The sequence below is a fragment of the Blautia sp. MCC270 genome, assembly GCF_018785605.1.
Classification (GTDB): Bacteria; Bacillota; Clostridia; order Lachnospirales; family Lachnospiraceae; genus Blautia_A; species Blautia_A fusiformis.
Genome location: NZ_WQQD01000016.1, coordinates 142595 through 159889, shown reverse-complemented (window position 1 = coordinate 159889; position 17295 = coordinate 142595). Strand labels below are relative to the sequence as shown.

The window sequence follows — 17295 nt, the reverse complement described above, 5'->3', positions numbered from 1 at the left end:
AATCTTATTAGTCTTATAATGCGTAATTTCTTGCACCAAAAATACCAGTGCCTACACGCACCATCGTAGCGCCCTCCTGCACGGCAACCATGTAATCTCCGGTCATTCCCATACTCAGAACACTCATAGTAACATTATTAATGTTTTTAGCAGCAATGTCAACACTTAATTTCTTAAGTTCACGGAAAATTTCGCGATTTTCCTCTGCATTATCAACATAGGGAGCAATTGTCATGAGCCCCTTTATCCGAATGTGTGAAAAATCTGCGATCTGTTCTATAAGCGGTAAAACTTCTTCCGGTTTCAGACCAAATTTACTTTCTTCCTGCGCTACATTTACTTCTATAAGGATCGGAACAATAACCGCTTTTTTCGCTGCTTCTTTTTCAATCGTCTCGGCCAGGCGAAGCGAATCTACAGAATGGATCATTGCAACTTTATCCACAATATATTTTACTTTATTACGCTGAAGATGTCCGATCATATGCCATTTGACATCTGAAGGCATCTGATCATATTTATCCACGATCTCCTGCACTTTGTTCTCTCCAAAGACACGTGCTCCGGCATCATAAGCCTCCTTCAGCATCTCCACCGGTTTGGTTTTGCTTACTGCGATCAGTGTGACTTCATTCGGATCTCTGTTAATTTTATTGCAGGATTCATTAATATTTTTCTGCACCTGTGCCAAATTTTCCGCTACCATGATATAAATCCTCCTTTAATCAGTAAAGTATATCCTGTTCACTTACTTTATCTGCATTTTTCACAATACGGTCATATCGGACAAGCCCATTATAGGTTTCCTTTGATACAACCGCATATTCCTCATTTTCATCCAGGATCTCGATCCGGCGGAATACCGCATATCCCTGATTGACACAGAAAACTCCCTCCAGAACTTCTGTATCTCCGATGATAAACTTCTCTCCACTATCCGGCTCAACAAGAGCATCGCCTTCTTTAAATTTATTCTTGTCTACGTAATAAATATAGCTTGTTTCCTGTGTTTCTTTGTCTGTGATCTCATCACGGCCATAGATACCGGCACTGACAAAGGTTGTCGTACTGTCGCCTTTTTTATTTCTGCCGGAAAGCATAAATCCGGATTGCTGTGTTTCATCATCCGTCGTAAGATATTTGGAAGGTATTGCATAAAACTCCTTCGTTACGATAGAAGATAACGGGATCTTTAAACCTGTCACATTGTTCGTGACAAGTTCTATTTCCAGAAACCGGTCTGACGCATATCGGATCAGTCCTTTATTAAAATCAATCTTACCGTATTTAGCCCCATCGATCTCCATGATTGAAAAGTCTCCTGTCTGCGTCAGATCATCTTTCAGGAACTTGACGCGGATCGATGTACGCTCCTTCAGATTAGCAGCCTGCTTCTCACTTAAAGGGATCAAAAGACTCCAGCGTTCATCTGTAATGATCGTATAAATATCATCTCCGGCCTTTATCTGTCCATCTGTTTTCAGATCCGTTTCCTGATAGGAATTCTGATCAAAATCAGCAGCTGTGACATTATCAACGGTTTTGGTTTCGTAGCCATCTGTAGAATACAGGATGATCCCGTCTGTCTGCGCACGGCGGATATTTGGATCACTGGAAACTATAGTTGTAACTGTGGCTTCCTCTCCATCTTCAGACGTCGTGCTTGCAGAAGAAGCTCCCGAACTGTCTGAAGCATACTGAAGGATGCTTCCATTGAGCTGATATTTAAAACTATAGGCACTGTTGAATTTGCTGGGATCAAATCCTTTGGAAAAGCTTTGCATATTACTGCGTATATCCGCCAGCTCCTCTCTGCTCAGAGAGGTTACATTGTCTGCAGATCTTGAACTGTTCAGGCTGTAGACAGCACCGTTGGCATTGATCTTGGTACCTTCCCTTGCGTAATATGTAACGTAACCGCCCGCATCTGCCTGCACTACGTTCTCTGTCATGATCGCCAGCCCTGTGTATGTCTCATTCATGGATAACGGACCGGAGGGAACCTGATAAGATTCCATATGAGAAGCTGTAAGATAAAGAATCACACTAAAGATCATATAGATAAAAATTGCTCCGAACATTACAGTTCCAATGTTCAGACCAAAAATTTTACGAAGCTTTGCTAAGAATCCCGGAGTTTTTCCGGAATGTACTTTATTATCCGGCAAATGAATGCCTCCTTTACATCGTTCATCTCTTAAAGTTCGTTTTATTGTAACATTTTATTTAAATGAATACAAGCTTTAAAACGTGCGAACATACTTTCCGAATATCCGTTTGCCATTTTTTCAAAAGTATGTTATACTATTCAAAATATAATTTCGTGATGCTGTCATATTATGGTCGACAGCAGATAAAATCAACCCAGGGAGGTAAGTACACATGACATATGGCAGAATCAGTAAAAAGCAGCAGGAAATACTGGATTATATGAAAAATGAGATCCTTAACAGAGGTTTTCCGCCCTCCGTCCGTGAAATCTGTGAAGCAGTAAACCTGAAATCCACATCTTCCGTTCACTCCCATCTGGAAGCTCTGGAAAAAAACGGATATATCCGCAGAGATGCCACCAAGCCCCGTGCGATCGAGATCATTGATGATAATTTTAATCTGGTCCGCCGCGAGGTTGTCAATGTTCCTCTTGTAGGCACTGTTGCTGCCGGACAGCCGATCCTGGCAGTGGAAAATATCGATGCTTACTTTCCGATCCCGGCTGAATATATGCCCAATGAACAAAGTTTCATGCTGACTGTCAAAGGCGACAGTATGATCAATGCAGGTATTTTTGATGGAGATCAGGTTCTTGTAAAGCAGCAGGCAACAGCAGAAAACGGCGACATGGTAGTTGCTCTGATCGATGATTCTGCAACAGTTAAGACTTTCTACAAAGAAAATGGTTATTATCGACTTCAGCCGGAGAACGACAATATGGAACCGATCATCATCACCGGTAATCTGCAGATCCTCGGCAAAGTATTTGGTGTATTTCGTTTCTTTTCATAAAAATATAAACAACAGATCCCACCCAATGTAATGTGATCTAAAAAGAGAGATATCTTTAAGGTAGCTGTACAGCCCCACAAAGATATCTCTCTTTTCTTTTTCAACAGAAAACTTCTGCTTTTTGATTTCTTCTTATTTAGTTCACATAATATTTTTACAGTAAACTAATACAACAAATTTTACTCATTCTCACCAAGAAATTCTTCCGCATCAAGAATCTTGCCGTCTCTCCAGATCCTCTCAAGATCGTAGAAAAGTCTGTTTTCCTCATCAAAGATATGGATGATCATATCACCGTAATCCATGAGGACCCAGCTGGAGTTTCTGGTTCCCTCGATCTGTTTTGCTTCATATCCGGCACGGCCAAGCATTTCATCTGCATTGTCAACCATTGCCTGTACCTGATTCTGGTTGGAAGCACTTGCGATCACAAAATAATCTGCGATCACGGAAACCTCATGGATATCAATGATCTTGATATCCTTTGCTTTTTTATCATCCAGTGCCTTGCAGGCGATCCGGACCATCTCTTTTTCGATACTCATAGAATTTTAATCCTCCTGTCTGTTGGCTGCATCCTGCATTTTTCTGTCATGGAGTTCTTTATAATAAACATAAGCATCCCTGGTCGTACTGTCGATTTCCTTGGGATTTTCCTCCAGATATTCCAGTGTATCCTTTAAAATCTCATACATACACTCATCCAGATCTTCAAAAGCAATCTTTCGCACCTTCGCAAGATTCGGAGCTTTGTCACGCATTGGTTCAATATAGTCTGAAATATATACGATCTTCTCAAGAAGGCTCATTCCCGGTCTTCCTGTTGTATGATAAGTGATCGCTGTCAGGATCTCTTCGTCTTTAATATCATATTTACTGCTGGCCACATAAGCCCCCAGTTTGGCATGAAGAAGAAACGGATGATCCTTTTCAAAATCTGATACCGGAATATCATGCTGGCTGCACAGCTTCAGTTTCTTTTTATTAGGAATACACTTTGCACTGTCATGAAGAAGTCCTGCAGCCTGTGCATCCTCCAGATCATAATCATAAACCATGGCAAGCGCAGCACAAGTGTACATAACCCCCATTGTATGCTCAAATCTGGCCTCATCCAGATATTTGGAAAGTTTCTTTTTTATCTTGATAAAATCATATTTTCCCATCTGAATCATTTCCTTTATAGATATCGTTTTTCTCAATATAGGAAATCACAGGCTTGGGAACATAATAGCGGAGACTCTGCCCGCTTTCATGCCAGGAACGGAGCAGCTCACTGGAAACATCAATATTCATGGTATCCAGTCGAATAAAATTCCCGTTATACTTCTGTGACAGAAGTTGCATCTGCTGATCAAGTTCCTTCAATGGAGTATGATCTCTGGTTGCCACTACCAGTACTGCTTCCTGACAAATGCGTTCCGGTTCCATCCAGGTATCAAAATTAAAAAGCGAATCTGCACCGATGATAAAATAATACTCTGTGTCCGGATTCGCTTTATTCAGCTGTTCCAGAGTCCGGTAAGTATACGTATAGCCTTCCTCATGCATCTCGATCAGAGACAGCTCAAAGTGAGGATTATCCTCTATGGCAAGACGGACCATTTCCGCACGCTGTTCATCAGTCGCTCTGCCCTTACGGTTCCGTTTATGAGGTGGATTTCCGCAGGGCATGAACAAAACTTTATCAAGCTCAAGCTGTTCATAGGCTTTTTCTCCCAGGATCAAATGCCCCATATGAATGGGATCAAAAGTACCACCCATGATTCCTATTTTTTTTGTTGCTTTGCTCATTTATAACCTCCCGAGATTACGGAAGAATGATTTTTTTCTTGTCCTTTTTACCTTCTCTGTAGAGAACGATCTTTTTACCGATCACCTGTACTACCTGAGATCTTGTTCTCTCTGCAAGAACCTGTGCCATTTCACGTGGATCCTCCAGACAGTTCTGAAGAACGCTGATCTTGATCAGCTCTCTTGCTGCAAGAGCTTCCTCAACAGCAGCGGTATTTTCAGGAGTAAGACCACCCTTGCCAAGCTGAAGGATCGGATCCATTGTCATGGCAAGGCCTTTTAAATATGCTCTCTGCTTACTTGTCATTGTCATACCTCTTATTTATAATAATCAAAATCAAAGCCATACATACGAACCGTATCGCCTTCCTGGATACCGGCTTTTTCCAGTTCCTCCAGGATACCGCCCTCTTTCAGGAATTTCTGGAAGAAGGCAAATCCCTTCTCAGAATCCAGATTTGTATAGCCAAGCATTTTTTCAATCTTAGGACCTTCCACAAGGAATACTTCCGGATCTTCCTCGCTGCGCTCCACAGTAAACGGAAGATTTTCATTTACAAGAACATCTTCCGGGAAGAATTCCTGTTCAAACACTACCGGTTTCATCGGGCTCTTATCCAGAAGCTCTTTCACATGGAAAAGGAGTTCTCTGACACCCTGCCCGGTAACGGCTGAAATTGGATAAACCGAAATACCCTGTGGCTCAAATTCTGCTTTCAGTTGATCAATAGGGCTTTCTTCGCCATCATCAAAAATACAGTCAATCTTGTTGGCTGCGATCACCTGCGGTCTTGCTGCAATTTCCGGATTGTAGGCCTCCAGTTCTTTATTGATCTTGTGGATATCCTCCACTGGATCACGACCTTCTACGGAAGCGGCATCTACAATGTGGATGATAACTCGTGTACGCTCAATATGACGGAGGAATTCATGTCCAAGTCCCACACCTTCTGATGCACCCTCGATCAGTCCCGGAATATCAGCGATAACAAAGCCGCCGTTATCAGTATCTACAACTCCAAGATTAGGGCTCAATGTTGTAAAATGATAGTTGGCGATCTTCGGCTGTGCATTTGTTACACGGGAAAGGAAAGTAGATTTACCAACATTCGGAAATCCTACCAGACCGACATCTGCGATCACTTTAAGCTCAAGGAGAACCTCAAGCTCCTGAGCCGGCTGTCCAGGCTGGGCATATTTCGGTACCTGCATGGTAGCTGTTGCATAGTGCTGATTGCCTTTTCCACCACGACCGCCTTTTAATACGACCTGTCTGCGATTCTCACCGGACATATCCGCGATGACCTTGCCGGATTCCGCATCCATGATCACCGTACCTTCCGGAACCTTCAGGACCACATCCTTACCGTCTGCACCATGGCAGCGTTTTTTACCGCCTTCCTGGCCATCCTCAGCTTTATATTTTCTTCTGTGTCTGTAGTCTCCGAGAGTATTCTGGCCCTCGTCGATCTCAAAAATCACATCACCGCCACGGCCACCATCGCCGCCATCCGGCCCGCCATTGGGTACATACAGCTCACGTCGGAAGCTTACATGTCCGTCGCCGCCTTTACCGGAGCGGATAATGATCCTTGCTCTATCTGCAAACATATTACACCTCTATTCCAAAAAAAGGCTCCAAACCGGATCGATTTGAAGCCTTTTACCTATTTCATTACTCTGCGTCTACAGGAACGATAGAAACCTGTTTCTTATCGCGACCTTTTCTTGTGAATCTTACGACTCCGTCTGTAAGTGCAAATAAAGTATAGTCTTTACCGCAGCCTACGTTTTCACCTGGGTGAATCTTGGTTCCGCGCTGTCTGTAAAGAATGTTTCCGGCTTTTACAAACTGTCCGTCTGCTCTTTTCGCACCTAATCTCTTAGACTCGGAATCACGACCGTTCTTTGTAGAACCAACTCCCTTTTTATGTGCGAATAACTGAAGGTTCATCTTCATCATTGTTGTTACACCTCCTTGACTTTTACTGTCAAATATCGATTGTTATAACTACCAGCAATTTCCGTCAGACCGAGAAGTAAGGAATCCATAAGGAGCATCCCCCGTTCAGAAAGATCATTTCTGAAATGAATGGAAACAAATCCATCCTTTTCCTGCACATCAAATTTATCATCTGTGAATTTTTCAAGAGAATTCACCGTGGTAATGATCAGTGCAGATACCGCAGCACAGACAATATCCTGTCCGGCTTCTGCATAACCGGCATGTCCCTTCGAAATAAATTCTTCGTAAGATCCGTTTTTCTTTCTGACTTTAATTGTAATCATGATGACACCAGATTAACCGTTAATCTTTTCGATCTTAACTTTGGTGTACTGCTGTCTATGTCCGTTTTTCTTGTGATATCCAGTTTTGCGTTTGTATTTGTAAACGATGACCTTGCGATTCTTACCGTTTTCAACTACAGAAGCGGTAACACTGGCATCTTTTACATCCTCGCCAACCTTTAATCCGTCATTGCTGACTGCGATCACGTTGTCAAATGTTACGGTTTCACCAGCTTCTACACCGAGCTTTTCAACTTTAATTACGTCACCCTCGGCAACCTTGTACTGTTTACCACCTGTTGCAATAATTGCGTACATCTGTGGCACCTCCTAATTATTTACTCGCCAAATTCGGTGGCTTCTGTTCTGAAACTGAAGCTCTTTAACCTCTTTGTGCGGCATACTCGATTATCATAACAGTGACATACTGTTATGTCAATAGTTTTTTTGATATTTTTATTATTTTTTTGTAAGCTCCCGAATGTCCTCGATCACCGGACGTCTTACTTTCTTTCTGGTCATTTCCAGGATATGCAATGGTGTGATATCAATGGCCCTGCTCTTTATCGGATCCTTTCTGAGAAGCTTCTGTAAAACATGAAAGAGTTCATCTCTGTGATCCGGATTTTCCATGTTGATAAAATCGATCAGGATAATACCTGAAAGATTACGCAGCCGCAACTGCCGGCCGATCTCCGCAGCCGCTTCCAGATTGATCTTGCGGAAGGTTTCTTCCATTTTCTTCTTTCCGGTGTATTTTCCACTATTTACATCAATGGATACAAAGGCCTCCGTCTGCTGGATCACCAGAAATCCGCCGCTGTTCAGCCATACTTTTTCTTTCTGGATCGCATCCAGTGCAGTTTCCACACGATACAGCTTATAAAGCGGAAGAAGTTTGTCCTGATAAAAACGAAGCTTTTCTTTAAGCTCCGGGCTGATCTCTTCCAGATATCCCCGGATCATTTCCCCGATTTCCGGCACGTCGGTAATGATCTCATCCAGGTCACGGCCATAAGCATCTCTTACAGCAGCCACATAAAATGGTTCTGTCTCCAGTACAAGACTGAAACAGGTACGGTTCCGTCCCTGAACTACGGCTTTATGGTAGCGGCCCTTCAGCCACTCCAGTTCCTTCAGGATCTCTTCTTTGGAAGCGTCTGCGGCATTGGTCCGGACAATGATACCGAATTCCTTATCCGGACGCTCTGCTTCCTCTTTCAGCCATCCGCTGAGGCGATGGCGATCTTCCAGTGCCAGCTTGGAAGACAGACCAAACTTTTTATCTCCTGTAGTGAGAACAAGATATCTTCCCGTAAAATTCAGATTGGATGTCAGTGCCGGAAGTTTTCCCTTCATGGCATCCCTGCTCACCTGTACCAGGAGCTCATCTCCAGGCCGCAATGGTCCGTTTCCTTTTCTTCCTGCGGAAAAAACAGCTCTCTGTGCCTCTGCAAGAGAATAGTAGCATCTCTTTCCAGGCTCGATCTGCACAAAAGCCGCCTGGATATTGGATGCGATATTTTCGACCTGTCCGGTATATATATTTCCAAGAATAGATTTTTCCTGATCGGATTCCAGTCGGATCTCAACGATCCGTTCCTCCTCCGAAAGGGCCGCTACTGTACAGGGCACACCATGGATATCCATTCTTGTTATGATCAGTTTACTCAATTTCCTCACCTAATGATTCCAGAGTCACAAAACGTGGGCTTGCATTTTCTCCTTTATCGGCATACATTTCCAGACGTTTCACTGTGAAGGCAAATTCCGGAAGTTCTTCTCCAATCCAGTGGAAAAAGGTGTTTGTTACCATCTCCGGCTTCGTATAATTAGAGCTTGCAGATGCCAGCATATAAAAGAACCCATTCTCTCTTACTTCCATTTTATAGATATTCGGACGAAGATCGATTTCCTTTTCGCTGCGCTTGGTCTGCTTGGTCACTTTGATCTCCGGCTGTGCCAGAAATTCTTTCACACGGCTTTTCCAGTCAATAGAAGGCTCTTTGCCCGGACGGAATTCCACAAGATAATCTGCTGCTGCCACCAGTGCCATCGCTTTACCCGCTTTTCCATCCTCTACCTTGCGGACGCTAACGATATGCATCCCCTCTGCCATCTGTTCCTCCAGACGGGCTGCGATCTCTGCAGTAGGCATATCTTCTGCCATTTCCAGGTCAAAATAATCTCCGAGACTCTCCATCCCCACTCCAAGCGGAACCGCAAAAGACATGATCATATGCGGGCTGTATCCACCGGAAAACGCTACCGGGAGCTCTGCACGACGAAGCGCTTTCTGGAAATAACGCATGGTATCCAGATGTCCCACAAACTTCATAGGACCCTCTTTGCTGAATTTAATTCTTACCTTCAAGGCAGACACCTCCTTTAAATTTCATAGCTCCACATGCGGAACATTTCTGACGGCAGTTTTCCGTCACAACACCCTCTTTTGCACGCTGCCATTCACGCTCCAGGAATCTGCGGCTGACACCGGTATCAATGAAATCCCATGGAAGGATCTCATCCAGGCTTCTTTCACGAAGTGTGTAGAATGTCATATCCACTCCGCATTCAGCCATAGCTTCCTTCCAGATATCATAATCAAAATTTTCTGTCCAGGCATCGTAAAGGGCACCTTTTTCATAAGCCTTCAGGATCACATCCGCGCATCGTCTGTCCCCGCGTGCGAGAAATCCTTCCAGAGCTGTTACATCCGGTTCATGCCAGTTATAACGGATACTTCTCTGATTCAGCTGGGCGCGGACTTCATTTTTAACCACCTTGGCTTTTTCCACAAAATCCTGCTCTGTATACATTGGTGCCCACTGAAATGGGGTAAACGGCTTCGGCACAAAGAAAGATGTGCTGACGTTGATCTGTACCTTGCCTTTACGCTGTTCTTTCGGAACCACCTCATAATAGGTCTCTGCGATCTTCTGTGCCAGATGAGCAATCCCCTTCATATCGTCTTCTGTTTCTGTGGGAAGACCGAGCATAAAGTAAAGCTTCACCTGATTCCAGCCACCCTTGAATGCTTCGCCCGCACCATGGAGGATCACTTCCTCTGTCAGACCTTTGTTGATAACGTCACGAAGTCGCTGAGAACCGGCCTCCGGAGCAAAAGTCAGGCTGCTTTTCTTTACATCCTGCACTTTACTCATAACATCCAGTGCAAAAGCATCAATTCGAAGAGACGGCAGGGAAATGTTGATTGCTTTTCCGTGGAATTCCTCGATCAGGAAATTCACCAGTTCTTTCAACTGGGAATAGTCACTGGAACTTAAGGAACTAAGGGAAATCTCTTCGTGTCCTGTATTTTTCAGCATGATACGCGCCGATTCCTTCAAAGTCTCCACATCACGTTCACGGGTCGGACGATAGATCATACCTGCCTGGCAGAAACGACAGCCTCGAATGCATCCTCTCTGGATCTCAAGAGTTACACGATCCTGTGTTGCCTTAATGTGAGGAACGACCGGTGCCTCCACAGCACGATATTCCTTTTCCATATCAATGATCAGCTGTTTCTGGACCTTCTCAGGAACACCATCCGCCGTCGGTGCAAAGGATGCGATCGTACCATCTTCTTTATAGGTAACTTCATAGAGAGACGGAACATAAATTCCAGGAATCTTAGCTGCTGCCAGAAGGAAATCCTTCCTGCTGCCGCCAGCCTTTTTATTGGCCTTGTATGCATCAAAAAGTGCATCATAAACCGTTTCCCCTTCTCCGATATAAAACATATCAAAAAAAGGTGCCAGCGGCTCCGGATTATACGCACAGGCACCGCCACCGATCACAATAGGGAAATCCTCACCACGGTCTGCGCTTTTCAGCGGAATACCACTGAGATCCAGTACCTGGAGGATATTGGTGTAGCACATCTCGTACCCGATCGTAATTCCGAGAAAATCAAAATCCCGGATGGGCTCCTGGGATTCCAGTGCAAACAACGGAATCTTCTTCTCCCTCATCACCTTATCCAGATCCGGCCATGGAGAAAAGAGACGCTCACACCATACATCCTCACGCTGGTTGAACATGTTATAGAGGATCATCATGCCCAGGTTTGACATGCCGATCTCGTAGACATCCGGGAAGCACATTGCAAAACGGATATCTACCGCATTTTTATCTTTCATTACGGAGTTGACTTCACCGCCAATATAGCGGGCAGCTTTATCAACTTTGAGCAAAATTTCATCACTTAATGCTAATTTTCTCATTCTATCCCTTTCTAAAATTAGTAATATTTCACAAAGAATTTAAAGATATAAAATTCAGTGAAACATCAAAAATGTTTATATTTGTAAGCCAATTCTTGTGTAAAAAGTTGCTATAAAATGATGCCCAAAACCCCGTTTGGTCAAAAATGGACATTTTTTCAACTTGCCAACAACGGTTATCATTACCCTCAAACAGTTAATATCCTGCGGATTTTCGCGAACTTATCGTAAAGAAAAATGGCATTTTGTATATTAAAATACAATGCAATGCCAAATATCACTAATAGCACAAAATTGACATACCTTCTCCCTATTATAATCATCTATGGTTAGGATTTCAAGAAAATTGTGTTCTTAACTGTATATGGCGATTGCATCCTTGTGCAGGGAGAATAATCCGGATCCGGACTCCAGTAAGGTTTCCTGGCATTTCATCAGTATTTAAAAAGAAATTCCACCATCTGCGTATTTGCACATTTACTTTCCTCCATTTCAGGAAAAGTTGTACTAAAAGCATGCGGAAGTTTTTTGTCCACCTCATAATCTTCAAGATGACAGATCACACCGGCTTTTTTTATCGCTTTTGCATACTGTCTGCTGTAATTTCGAAGAGTATCTCCGTAAGCTGTGACCAGAAATGACGGTGGCAGGTTTCGGATAATTTCTTTGTTTTCCGGATTTATATATGGATAAAACGAACTCTTTTTCCAGTGTTTCCCGTAAATATAGGAGGGAAGAACCTTCATAATTTTTCGGGGACGGTAAATATCCATGAAATGACAGGGCTTTCCATCTCCCATATAGTCAATGTCACAAATGAGTTCCACATCTTCCGGAAACGGATATTCCGCTTCATGTTTTTTCAGAAAATTATCAAGAAGTTTTTCTTTTTTTGCGGTTTGCTGTGCAATCATTTTATTAAACATGATTTCCCCTCCAGCTATGAAACAATCTACTATTAATACAAATGAATTTTCTTCTCTACAAGTCTGTCACCTTCATACTGCAATTTTACAGAAAAAAAGCGTTTTTCTCCTGAAAGGAGCAGATCAAGAAATACCTGATCCCCCTCCCATGCCGGAAGATTCGGCACCATGGCTTTGTCAACCCAGCAAAGTTCTCCCTCATCACATTCAATCAGTTCTCCTGCATATTCATCGGCCGTGAACACACACATAAGTTCTGATTCGCATTCACTGTTTATAAATGTCACCAGGCCACGGAACTTATAGGAGGTAAGTGTCAGCCCTGTTTCCTCTTTCACCTCACGAACAAGGCATTCTTCCGGAGTTTCCTGACTTTCCACATGCCCGCCAACGCCGATCCATTTGCCCTCATTCATATCATCCTGTTTTTTTACTCTGTGAAGCATCAGGAATTTATCATCGTTTTCTATATAACATAATGTCGTTGTCGTCATTTGATCCCTTCTTTCAGTTCCATCATCCTGCCACTGCCAGTGTGATATAAACCAGGATTGAAACCACACAATACAGAGAATTTGTTGTGGATGCATAAGCACTGCTCTCTTTCTTTCTCAGAAAAGTCTGCATACTGAATGTAGCAGGCGAGGACATATATGTAATAACCGCCAGGTTCAGAAGCCTGGAACCTCCTACCAAATATTTTACTGCCATGAGAACTCCCGCAATCATCACTGCCTGCAAAAGGACTCTCAGCAATATGGTTTTGAGGCAGGGGCTGATAAGTTCCGGCGCAAGTTCCATACTGTACCCAACTACAATAAGAATAATCGGCGTAATGGCCGTTGTCAGAATATTCTCCACACTGAGATAACAATTGCCAAAAGGACTGTCCAGAAGCTGGGTGATCATTCGTGTCAGTCCCGCAATAATTCCAAGAACCGTTCCTATAAAAGCAGGGGTTCGCAATGCACTGTAAAACAGGCTTTTTGCATTGATCTTTTCCCCGTTTTCCGTCTGTCCCAGCATTCCCATATACACACTGAATCCAAAAAGAAGTCCCGCAATATCCAGCACTGCAATCTGTGAAAGATTTTCGCTGCCACAAAGACTTGTATACAACGGATAAGCCATCATTCCACCTTCATAGATACAGACCAGAAACGGAAGATATTTCTTATATGGCTCGTCCATAAATCTTTTCATCCAGAATCCTGCCCCAAATGAAATCAAGAGCATCACAAACATGATCAGAACCAGAATTCCGATCTTTCCACTGTACTCTGCTGTTGCCAGTGCATGAAAAATTGCCACAGGAAGCATAATATTTGTTACCAGTGTTTTCATGTTATTGACACCACTCTGATCTAAAAGTTTCCATTTTCTGCACAGGATTCCAAGAATGATCATCGCCAGTACAGGCAAAACAATCTCCAAAACTTCCATCCCTCTGTCTTCCTCTCCATTGTCTTTAATCTTTTGTTTTTATCTGTTTCTGTGCATCTGCAAAATCTCCATCATCACTTCATATACCGCCATATTCTCTCTCACCACCAGAGCCAGGCTCTCTTTCGCCTGATTCAAAAGATGAAAAAGTTTTCGTACACTGGAATATTTTTCCGCAGAGCACCTGGATCTTAAATATCCTTTTTCGTCGTAATAATACTGTTCATCCAGCAATACAACGATCTTCTCCGCGTCTCTCACTGCCTGGATACCAAGCTGTCCAGAACCCTCTGGCATCCGCTGCTGATATCCCTGTCCCGCAAAATCATTCAGAAAATTTTCCACCTCGCGGTCATTATTGGCATACACCACTGCAATATGCGGATACCATCTGGGGCTTCTTTTTTCCGGCAGGTGCATCATGTTCTGGATAAAAGAGGAAAGTTCCGCATTGGTACGGATCCGGTTTGTCAGATGGAATTTCTGGATCTCCGGCAGATTTCCCAGGCTTTCCACAATGCTACGATCCATCTCTTCCGGTGAGATCACATCCTCGGAATCACTGGAAAAGATCACCGGCCTGTGCTCACTCCATGTAAGCAGAACCGATAATTTTTCCAGGGACAGAAGATGTGCTTCATCTACCAGAATGCTGCTGTAACAGCCAAGATCCGTCGTTCCGTCCAGCTGAGTATCTGCCAGAAAATCTATCCGCCGCAGACGTTCATGAAGAATCTTCCATTCTTTTCCCGCCTCTCCACAGTGAATGATACAGACTCTCTGGCGCACGGACAACTTCATCGCAATATCATAAAGCAACAATGTTTTTCCGGTTCCTGGAAGTCCGCTGAACCAGAAATATCCTCCTCTTTCTCCACGTATTCTCTTCAGAATCTGCCGTTCAATATCTCTCTGCTGGGAAGTAAGGAAATACTCTTTTTTGAGAAAACGCTCCGGTTCTGTCAGCGGAGAGATCAGATAAAGCTCTGCCTGAAACAGATCCTCGATATCTCCCTCATAGTCCGGGCTTTCTTTCCCCAATGCAATACATAGCTGTTTCCAGTCCCCCTCCACAATGTGATCATGATTGGTCAGTCTCACCAGATGATCTTCACTGCTGATATAGGTATACGACAGGATCGGTTTTCCAAAAACAGACAGATAATACCGGTTCTGGATCAGCTGTCTCCGGATAGCCTCGTCCGACACAATGCCGCTTTTCAGTTCAATATTCACGATCTGGTCATCTTTGATCTGAAGAAGATCGAACTCCTTTCCAAGCTTCGGGATCTGAAACGAATAGAAAAAGCGCAGCTTATACACTTCCTCCATATGCAGTTCCAGTTGCTTCACCAGTGCTTTCATACTTTCCAGTTCCCACTCTTTGATCCTGAGAAAAAAATCTCTGCTGGAAAGCTGGCGTTCCAGCTTCTGGACACATTCCATATTCTGATTTCTTGTAAGTGCATAGATCGATATTGCCTTCATATTTTAACCCTTACCTGCTGTTTATTTCTTTATCCGCAGTGTCCTGAGATGATCCTTCTGCTCCTGTGTGATCCGGTAGCTTTCAATGGATTTCTGGATCGTCTTGTTATGAGTCCAGATATCCATTCTCTGCTCTTCCAGGAATGGAAGGATCTTCTCATACTGTTTTGCCAGTGCTGTAGCAAAATACCAGGCTCGCATCATATTTACATAATATTCTTCCGAGCGGATCGCTGCCACTTTCTCCGGATATTCCGGTTTAAATCCTTCGTCCAGATAATGGCGCATCAGCATACTGATCCCGAACCGGATAGTATAGGGCTGATCCGATTCCATCCAGCGATAAACCTCCCGGATAAATATATCACGGTGTTTTTTCATCATATGGAGCGTCAGCAGATCACAGGTCGCCCAGTTATCAATATGCGGAAGAAAACACTCCAGTTCTCCCAGACATTTATCATAATCTCTGATCTGCTCGATCAGCAGGCCATGGAGATTATTTTCCTCATAATACTGATGAGGAAGAACCTTCAGGAACATTTCGGATCTTTCAGTTTTTCCAAATTCTTTTGCAAATTTCCGGAGTATCGGTGTCCGGATACCGATGATCTTTTCTTTCTCCACAGTCGGAACCAGCCTTGCATGAAAATCCCGATATCCTGTATCCTGCATTTCAAACAGTCTTTTCCGGACATCCCGGATCATCTCTTCCTGATTCATTTATCATCCCCGCCTTTTATACCAAAGATCGCGATCAGAGAACTCACAAGCAGAAGCATGGGGTAAAACAGCTTCGGCATGATCTGAAAAGCAGAAAGCTCAAATCCCAATTCCTTTGCCGCAGAAATGGCAACCAGCATCTGGGCTCCGTATGGGATCACCCCCTGGAAAATACAGGAAAATGTATCCAGGATAGAAGCTGTCTTTCTGGAAGTGATCTTATATTCCAGCGCCATTTCCTTTGCAATGGGGTTGGCCATAACAATAGCCACCGTATTATTGGCTGTTGCAATATCCATAGCTCCAACCAGAAGTCCCATACCAAGAAGTCCGCCTTTTTTCCCTTTAAAAACTCTCTGTATTCCGGAAAGCAGCGCTTCAAAGCCTCCATGCTCCCGGATCAGCGCACACATGGCTGCTACAAGGATAGCCACCATACATGTCTCAAACATCCCGGAAACACCGGAGCCAATATTTGTCAGAAGCTCCACTGGCGTGATATGTCCTCCAAGAAGCATAATAAATGCTCCGGAGACAATTCCGATCAGAAGTACCACAAATACATTGATGCCGATAATCCCGCCAATCAGCACCAGAACATACGGAAGAATCTGCACAAGATGATAATCCTGTACCACTCTTCCCTGAATCTCTGTCTGAAAAGACAGGATAAGGATCAGGATCAGTGTAACAACAGCTGCCGGAAATGCGATCCAGAAATTTTCCCGGAATTTATCTTTCATCTGACAGCCCTGACCGTTGCAGGCTGCGATCGTGGTATCAGAAATAAAAGAAAGGTTGTCACCAAACATGGCTCCTCCCATCACCGATGCCACACAAAATGCCATATCAAAACCGGAAGCTTTGGAAACCGCTACCGCAATAGGGGTAAGAAGCGTGATCGTCCCAACGGAAGTTCCCATAGCCACAGATACGAAGCAGGCAACTACAAACAATACCGCAACAGAAAAACGTGCCGGTATCAGAGAAAGCATACAGTAGGCCACACTTTCTGCACTGCTGCGCCCCACAACACCCACAAAAGAGCCTGCGGTCAGAAAAATCAGAAGCATGGTGATGATATTTTTATCTCCTACTCCTTTTGCCATAAGCTCCAGCTTTCTGTCAAAGCTGATCGTTCTGTTCTGAACACATGCCACCAGGATCGCAGACAGAAAAGCCACAACGATCGGTACATTATAAAATCCCATAGGGATCTTCATCACATACTCAAACAAAATCCCCAGTCCCAGATACAGGACCAGAAAAACACCGATAGGCAGCAGTGCGATCACATTTCCTTTTTTCTTCATTTCCTCCATAAAACAATTCCCTTCATCACTTATTATATTCCCGGTTTTTTTCTCCGGGTGATCTGTTTTCTATCATATCATATTTCC

Annotated in this window: 20 protein-coding genes; 1 reads left to right on the top strand and 19 read right to left on the bottom strand. The window is 43.7% G+C overall.

What is annotated here, in order from left to right:
• Positions 1 to 13: 13 nt before the first annotated feature.
• Positions 14 to 706 (bottom strand): YggS family pyridoxal phosphate-dependent enzyme, encoded by a 693-nt coding sequence (locus tag GPK58_RS06135; RefSeq protein ID WP_015525161.1) that lies wholly within the window; start codon positions 704 to 706, stop codon positions 14 to 16.
• Between the two features lie 19 nt (positions 707 to 725).
• Positions 726 to 2168 carry an HlyD family efflux transporter periplasmic adaptor subunit gene (locus GPK58_RS06130; RefSeq protein ID WP_114001608.1) on the bottom strand — a complete coding sequence of 481 codons (1443 nt, stop codon included), beginning with the start codon at positions 2166 to 2168 and terminating at the stop codon, positions 726 to 728.
• A 214-nt stretch (positions 2169 to 2382) separates the two neighbouring features.
• On the opposite strand from GPK58_RS06130, the gene lexA reads away from it, so the two are divergent.
• On the top strand, positions 2383 to 3003 hold the full coding sequence (gene lexA, locus GPK58_RS06125) for a transcriptional repressor LexA (protein ID WP_015525162.1): 621 nt from the start codon (positions 2383 to 2385) through the stop codon (positions 3001 to 3003).
• Positions 3004 to 3182: 179 nt separating this feature from the next.
• Here the strand turns inward: lexA and rsfS are convergent, their stop codons facing one another.
• From rsfS to GPK58_RS06040, 17 genes are all read right to left on the bottom strand, one after another.
• The gene (gene rsfS, locus GPK58_RS06120) at positions 3183 to 3548 is read right to left on the bottom strand and encodes a ribosome silencing factor (protein ID WP_015525163.1); all 366 of its coding nucleotides are present in this window, start codon (positions 3546 to 3548) and stop codon (positions 3183 to 3185) included.
• Between the two features lie 6 nt (positions 3549 to 3554).
• Positions 3555 to 4169 (bottom strand): bis(5'-nucleosyl)-tetraphosphatase (symmetrical) YqeK, encoded by a 615-nt coding sequence (gene yqeK, locus GPK58_RS06115; protein ID WP_015525164.1) that lies wholly within the window; start codon positions 4167 to 4169, stop codon positions 3555 to 3557.
• Positions 4156 to 4797 (bottom strand): nicotinate-nucleotide adenylyltransferase, encoded by a 642-nt coding sequence (nadD, locus tag GPK58_RS06110; RefSeq protein ID WP_021652068.1) that lies wholly within the window; start codon positions 4795 to 4797, stop codon positions 4156 to 4158. The genes yqeK and nadD overlap by 14 nt, the downstream gene beginning before the upstream one ends.
• Positions 4798 to 4813: 16 nt before the next feature.
• Positions 4814 to 5104, bottom strand: coding sequence for a ribosome assembly RNA-binding protein YhbY (gene yhbY / locus GPK58_RS06105; protein WP_021978046.1), 291 nt, complete (start codon positions 5102 to 5104; stop codon positions 4814 to 4816).
• Between the two features lie 11 nt (positions 5105 to 5115).
• The gene (gene obgE / locus GPK58_RS06100) at positions 5116 to 6408 is read right to left on the bottom strand and encodes a GTPase ObgE (RefSeq protein ID WP_021652070.1); all 1293 of its coding nucleotides are present in this window, start codon (positions 6406 to 6408) and stop codon (positions 5116 to 5118) included.
• Positions 6409 to 6472: 64 nt separating this feature from the next.
• Entirely contained in the window at positions 6473 to 6760 is a 288-nt protein-coding gene (gene rpmA / locus GPK58_RS06095; RefSeq protein ID WP_015525168.1) for a 50S ribosomal protein L27, read from the bottom strand.
• 5 nt (positions 6761 to 6765) lie between these two features.
• Complete coding sequence (locus GPK58_RS06090) at positions 6766 to 7086, bottom strand: ribosomal-processing cysteine protease Prp (protein WP_015525169.1); 321 nt, start codon at positions 7084 to 7086, stop codon at positions 6766 to 6768.
• Positions 7087 to 7098: 12 nt separating this feature from the next.
• Positions 7099 to 7404 carry a 50S ribosomal protein L21 gene (rplU, locus tag GPK58_RS06085; RefSeq protein ID WP_015525170.1) on the bottom strand — a complete coding sequence of 102 codons (306 nt, stop codon included), beginning with the start codon at positions 7402 to 7404 and terminating at the stop codon, positions 7099 to 7101.
• A 141-nt stretch (positions 7405 to 7545) separates the two neighbouring features.
• Positions 7546 to 8769, bottom strand: a complete 1224-nt coding sequence (locus GPK58_RS06080; protein WP_334296193.1) for a ribonuclease E/G — start codon at positions 8767 to 8769, stop codon at positions 7546 to 7548.
• Positions 8753 to 9469: a TIGR03936 family radical SAM-associated protein gene (locus GPK58_RS06075; protein WP_334292737.1), complete on the bottom strand. Its 717-nt coding sequence runs from the start codon at positions 9467 to 9469 to the stop codon at positions 8753 to 8755. Before GPK58_RS06075 ends, GPK58_RS06080 begins: the two co-directional genes overlap by 17 nt.
• On the bottom strand, positions 9444 to 11315 hold the full coding sequence (locus GPK58_RS06070) for a TIGR03960 family B12-binding radical SAM protein (protein WP_173739456.1): 1872 nt from the start codon (positions 11313 to 11315) through the stop codon (positions 9444 to 9446). The genes GPK58_RS06075 and GPK58_RS06070 overlap by 26 nt, the downstream gene beginning before the upstream one ends.
• 434 nt (positions 11316 to 11749) lie before the next feature.
• A complete protein-coding gene (locus GPK58_RS06065; protein WP_195656575.1) occupies positions 11750 to 12241 on the bottom strand; it encodes an alpha/beta hydrolase fold domain-containing protein in 492 nt (163 codons plus the stop codon).
• A 32-nt stretch (positions 12242 to 12273) separates the two neighbouring features.
• Positions 12274 to 12735 carry an NUDIX hydrolase gene (locus GPK58_RS06060; protein ID WP_021652616.1) on the bottom strand — a complete coding sequence of 154 codons (462 nt, stop codon included), beginning with the start codon at positions 12733 to 12735 and terminating at the stop codon, positions 12274 to 12276.
• A 22-nt stretch (positions 12736 to 12757) separates the two neighbouring features.
• A complete protein-coding gene (locus GPK58_RS06055) occupies positions 12758 to 13684 on the bottom strand; it encodes an AEC family transporter (RefSeq protein WP_195656573.1) in 927 nt (308 codons plus the stop codon).
• A gap of 39 nt (positions 13685 to 13723) precedes the next feature.
• Positions 13724 to 15172, bottom strand: coding sequence for a DNA/RNA helicase domain-containing protein (locus tag GPK58_RS06050; RefSeq protein ID WP_015525175.1), 1449 nt, complete (start codon positions 15170 to 15172; stop codon positions 13724 to 13726).
• 21 nt (positions 15173 to 15193) lie between these two features.
• Entirely contained in the window at positions 15194 to 15895 is a 702-nt protein-coding gene (locus GPK58_RS06045; protein WP_015525176.1) for a DNA alkylation repair protein, read from the bottom strand.
• Entirely contained in the window at positions 15892 to 17208 is a 1317-nt protein-coding gene (locus tag GPK58_RS06040) for a Na+/H+ antiporter NhaC family protein (RefSeq protein WP_252195777.1), read from the bottom strand. The genes GPK58_RS06045 and GPK58_RS06040 overlap by 4 nt, the downstream gene beginning before the upstream one ends.
• Positions 17209 to 17295 lie beyond the last annotated feature (87 nt).

What these genes read in the sequence shown, in the direction of transcription:
- GPK58_RS06135 (WP_015525161.1), bottom strand. Translation starts at nt 706, where the DNA reads ATGGTAGCGGAAAATTTGGCACAGGTGCAGAAAAATATTAATGAATCC.
- lexA (WP_015525162.1), top strand. Translation starts at nt 2,383, where the DNA reads ATGACATATGGCAGAATCAGTAAAAAGCAGCAGGAAATACTGGATTAT.
- rsfS (WP_015525163.1), bottom strand. Translation starts at nt 3,548, where the DNA reads ATGAGTATCGAAAAAGAGATGGTCCGGATCGCCTGCAAGGCACTGGAT.
- yqeK (WP_015525164.1), bottom strand. Translation starts at nt 4,169, where the DNA reads ATGGGAAAATATGATTTTATCAAGATAAAAAAGAAACTTTCCAAATAT.
- nadD (WP_021652068.1), bottom strand. Translation starts at nt 4,797, where the DNA reads ATGAGCAAAGCAACAAAAAAAATAGGAATCATGGGTGGTACTTTTGAT.
- yhbY (WP_021978046.1), bottom strand. Translation starts at nt 5,104, where the DNA reads ATGACAAGTAAGCAGAGAGCATATTTAAAAGGCCTTGCCATGACAATG.
- obgE (WP_021652070.1), bottom strand. Translation starts at nt 6,408, where the DNA reads ATGTTTGCAGATAGAGCAAGGATCATTATCCGCTCCGGTAAAGGCGGC.
- rpmA (WP_015525168.1), bottom strand. Translation starts at nt 6,760, where the DNA reads ATGATGAAGATGAACCTTCAGTTATTCGCACATAAAAAGGGAGTTGGT.
- GPK58_RS06090 (WP_015525169.1), bottom strand. Translation starts at nt 7,086, where the DNA reads ATGATTACAATTAAAGTCAGAAAGAAAAACGGATCTTACGAAGAATTT.
- rplU (WP_015525170.1), bottom strand. Translation starts at nt 7,404, where the DNA reads ATGTACGCAATTATTGCAACAGGTGGTAAACAGTACAAGGTTGCCGAG.
- GPK58_RS06070 (WP_173739456.1), bottom strand. Translation starts at nt 11,315, where the DNA reads ATGAGAAAATTAGCATTAAGTGATGAAATTTTGCTCAAAGTTGATAAA.
- GPK58_RS06065 (WP_195656575.1), bottom strand. Translation starts at nt 12,241, where the DNA reads ATGTTTAATAAAATGATTGCACAGCAAACCGCAAAAAAAGAAAAACTT.
- GPK58_RS06060 (WP_021652616.1), bottom strand. Translation starts at nt 12,735, where the DNA reads ATGACGACAACGACATTATGTTATATAGAAAACGATGATAAATTCCTG.
- GPK58_RS06055 (WP_195656573.1), bottom strand. Translation starts at nt 13,684, where the DNA reads ATGGAAGTTTTGGAGATTGTTTTGCCTGTACTGGCGATGATCATTCTT.
- GPK58_RS06050 (WP_015525175.1), bottom strand. Translation starts at nt 15,172, where the DNA reads ATGAAGGCAATATCGATCTATGCACTTACAAGAAATCAGAATATGGAA.
- GPK58_RS06045 (WP_015525176.1), bottom strand. Translation starts at nt 15,895, where the DNA reads ATGAATCAGGAAGAGATGATCCGGGATGTCCGGAAAAGACTGTTTGAA.
- GPK58_RS06040 (WP_252195777.1), bottom strand. Translation starts at nt 17,208, where the DNA reads ATGAAGAAAAAAGGAAATGTGATCGCACTGCTGCCTATCGGTGTTTTT.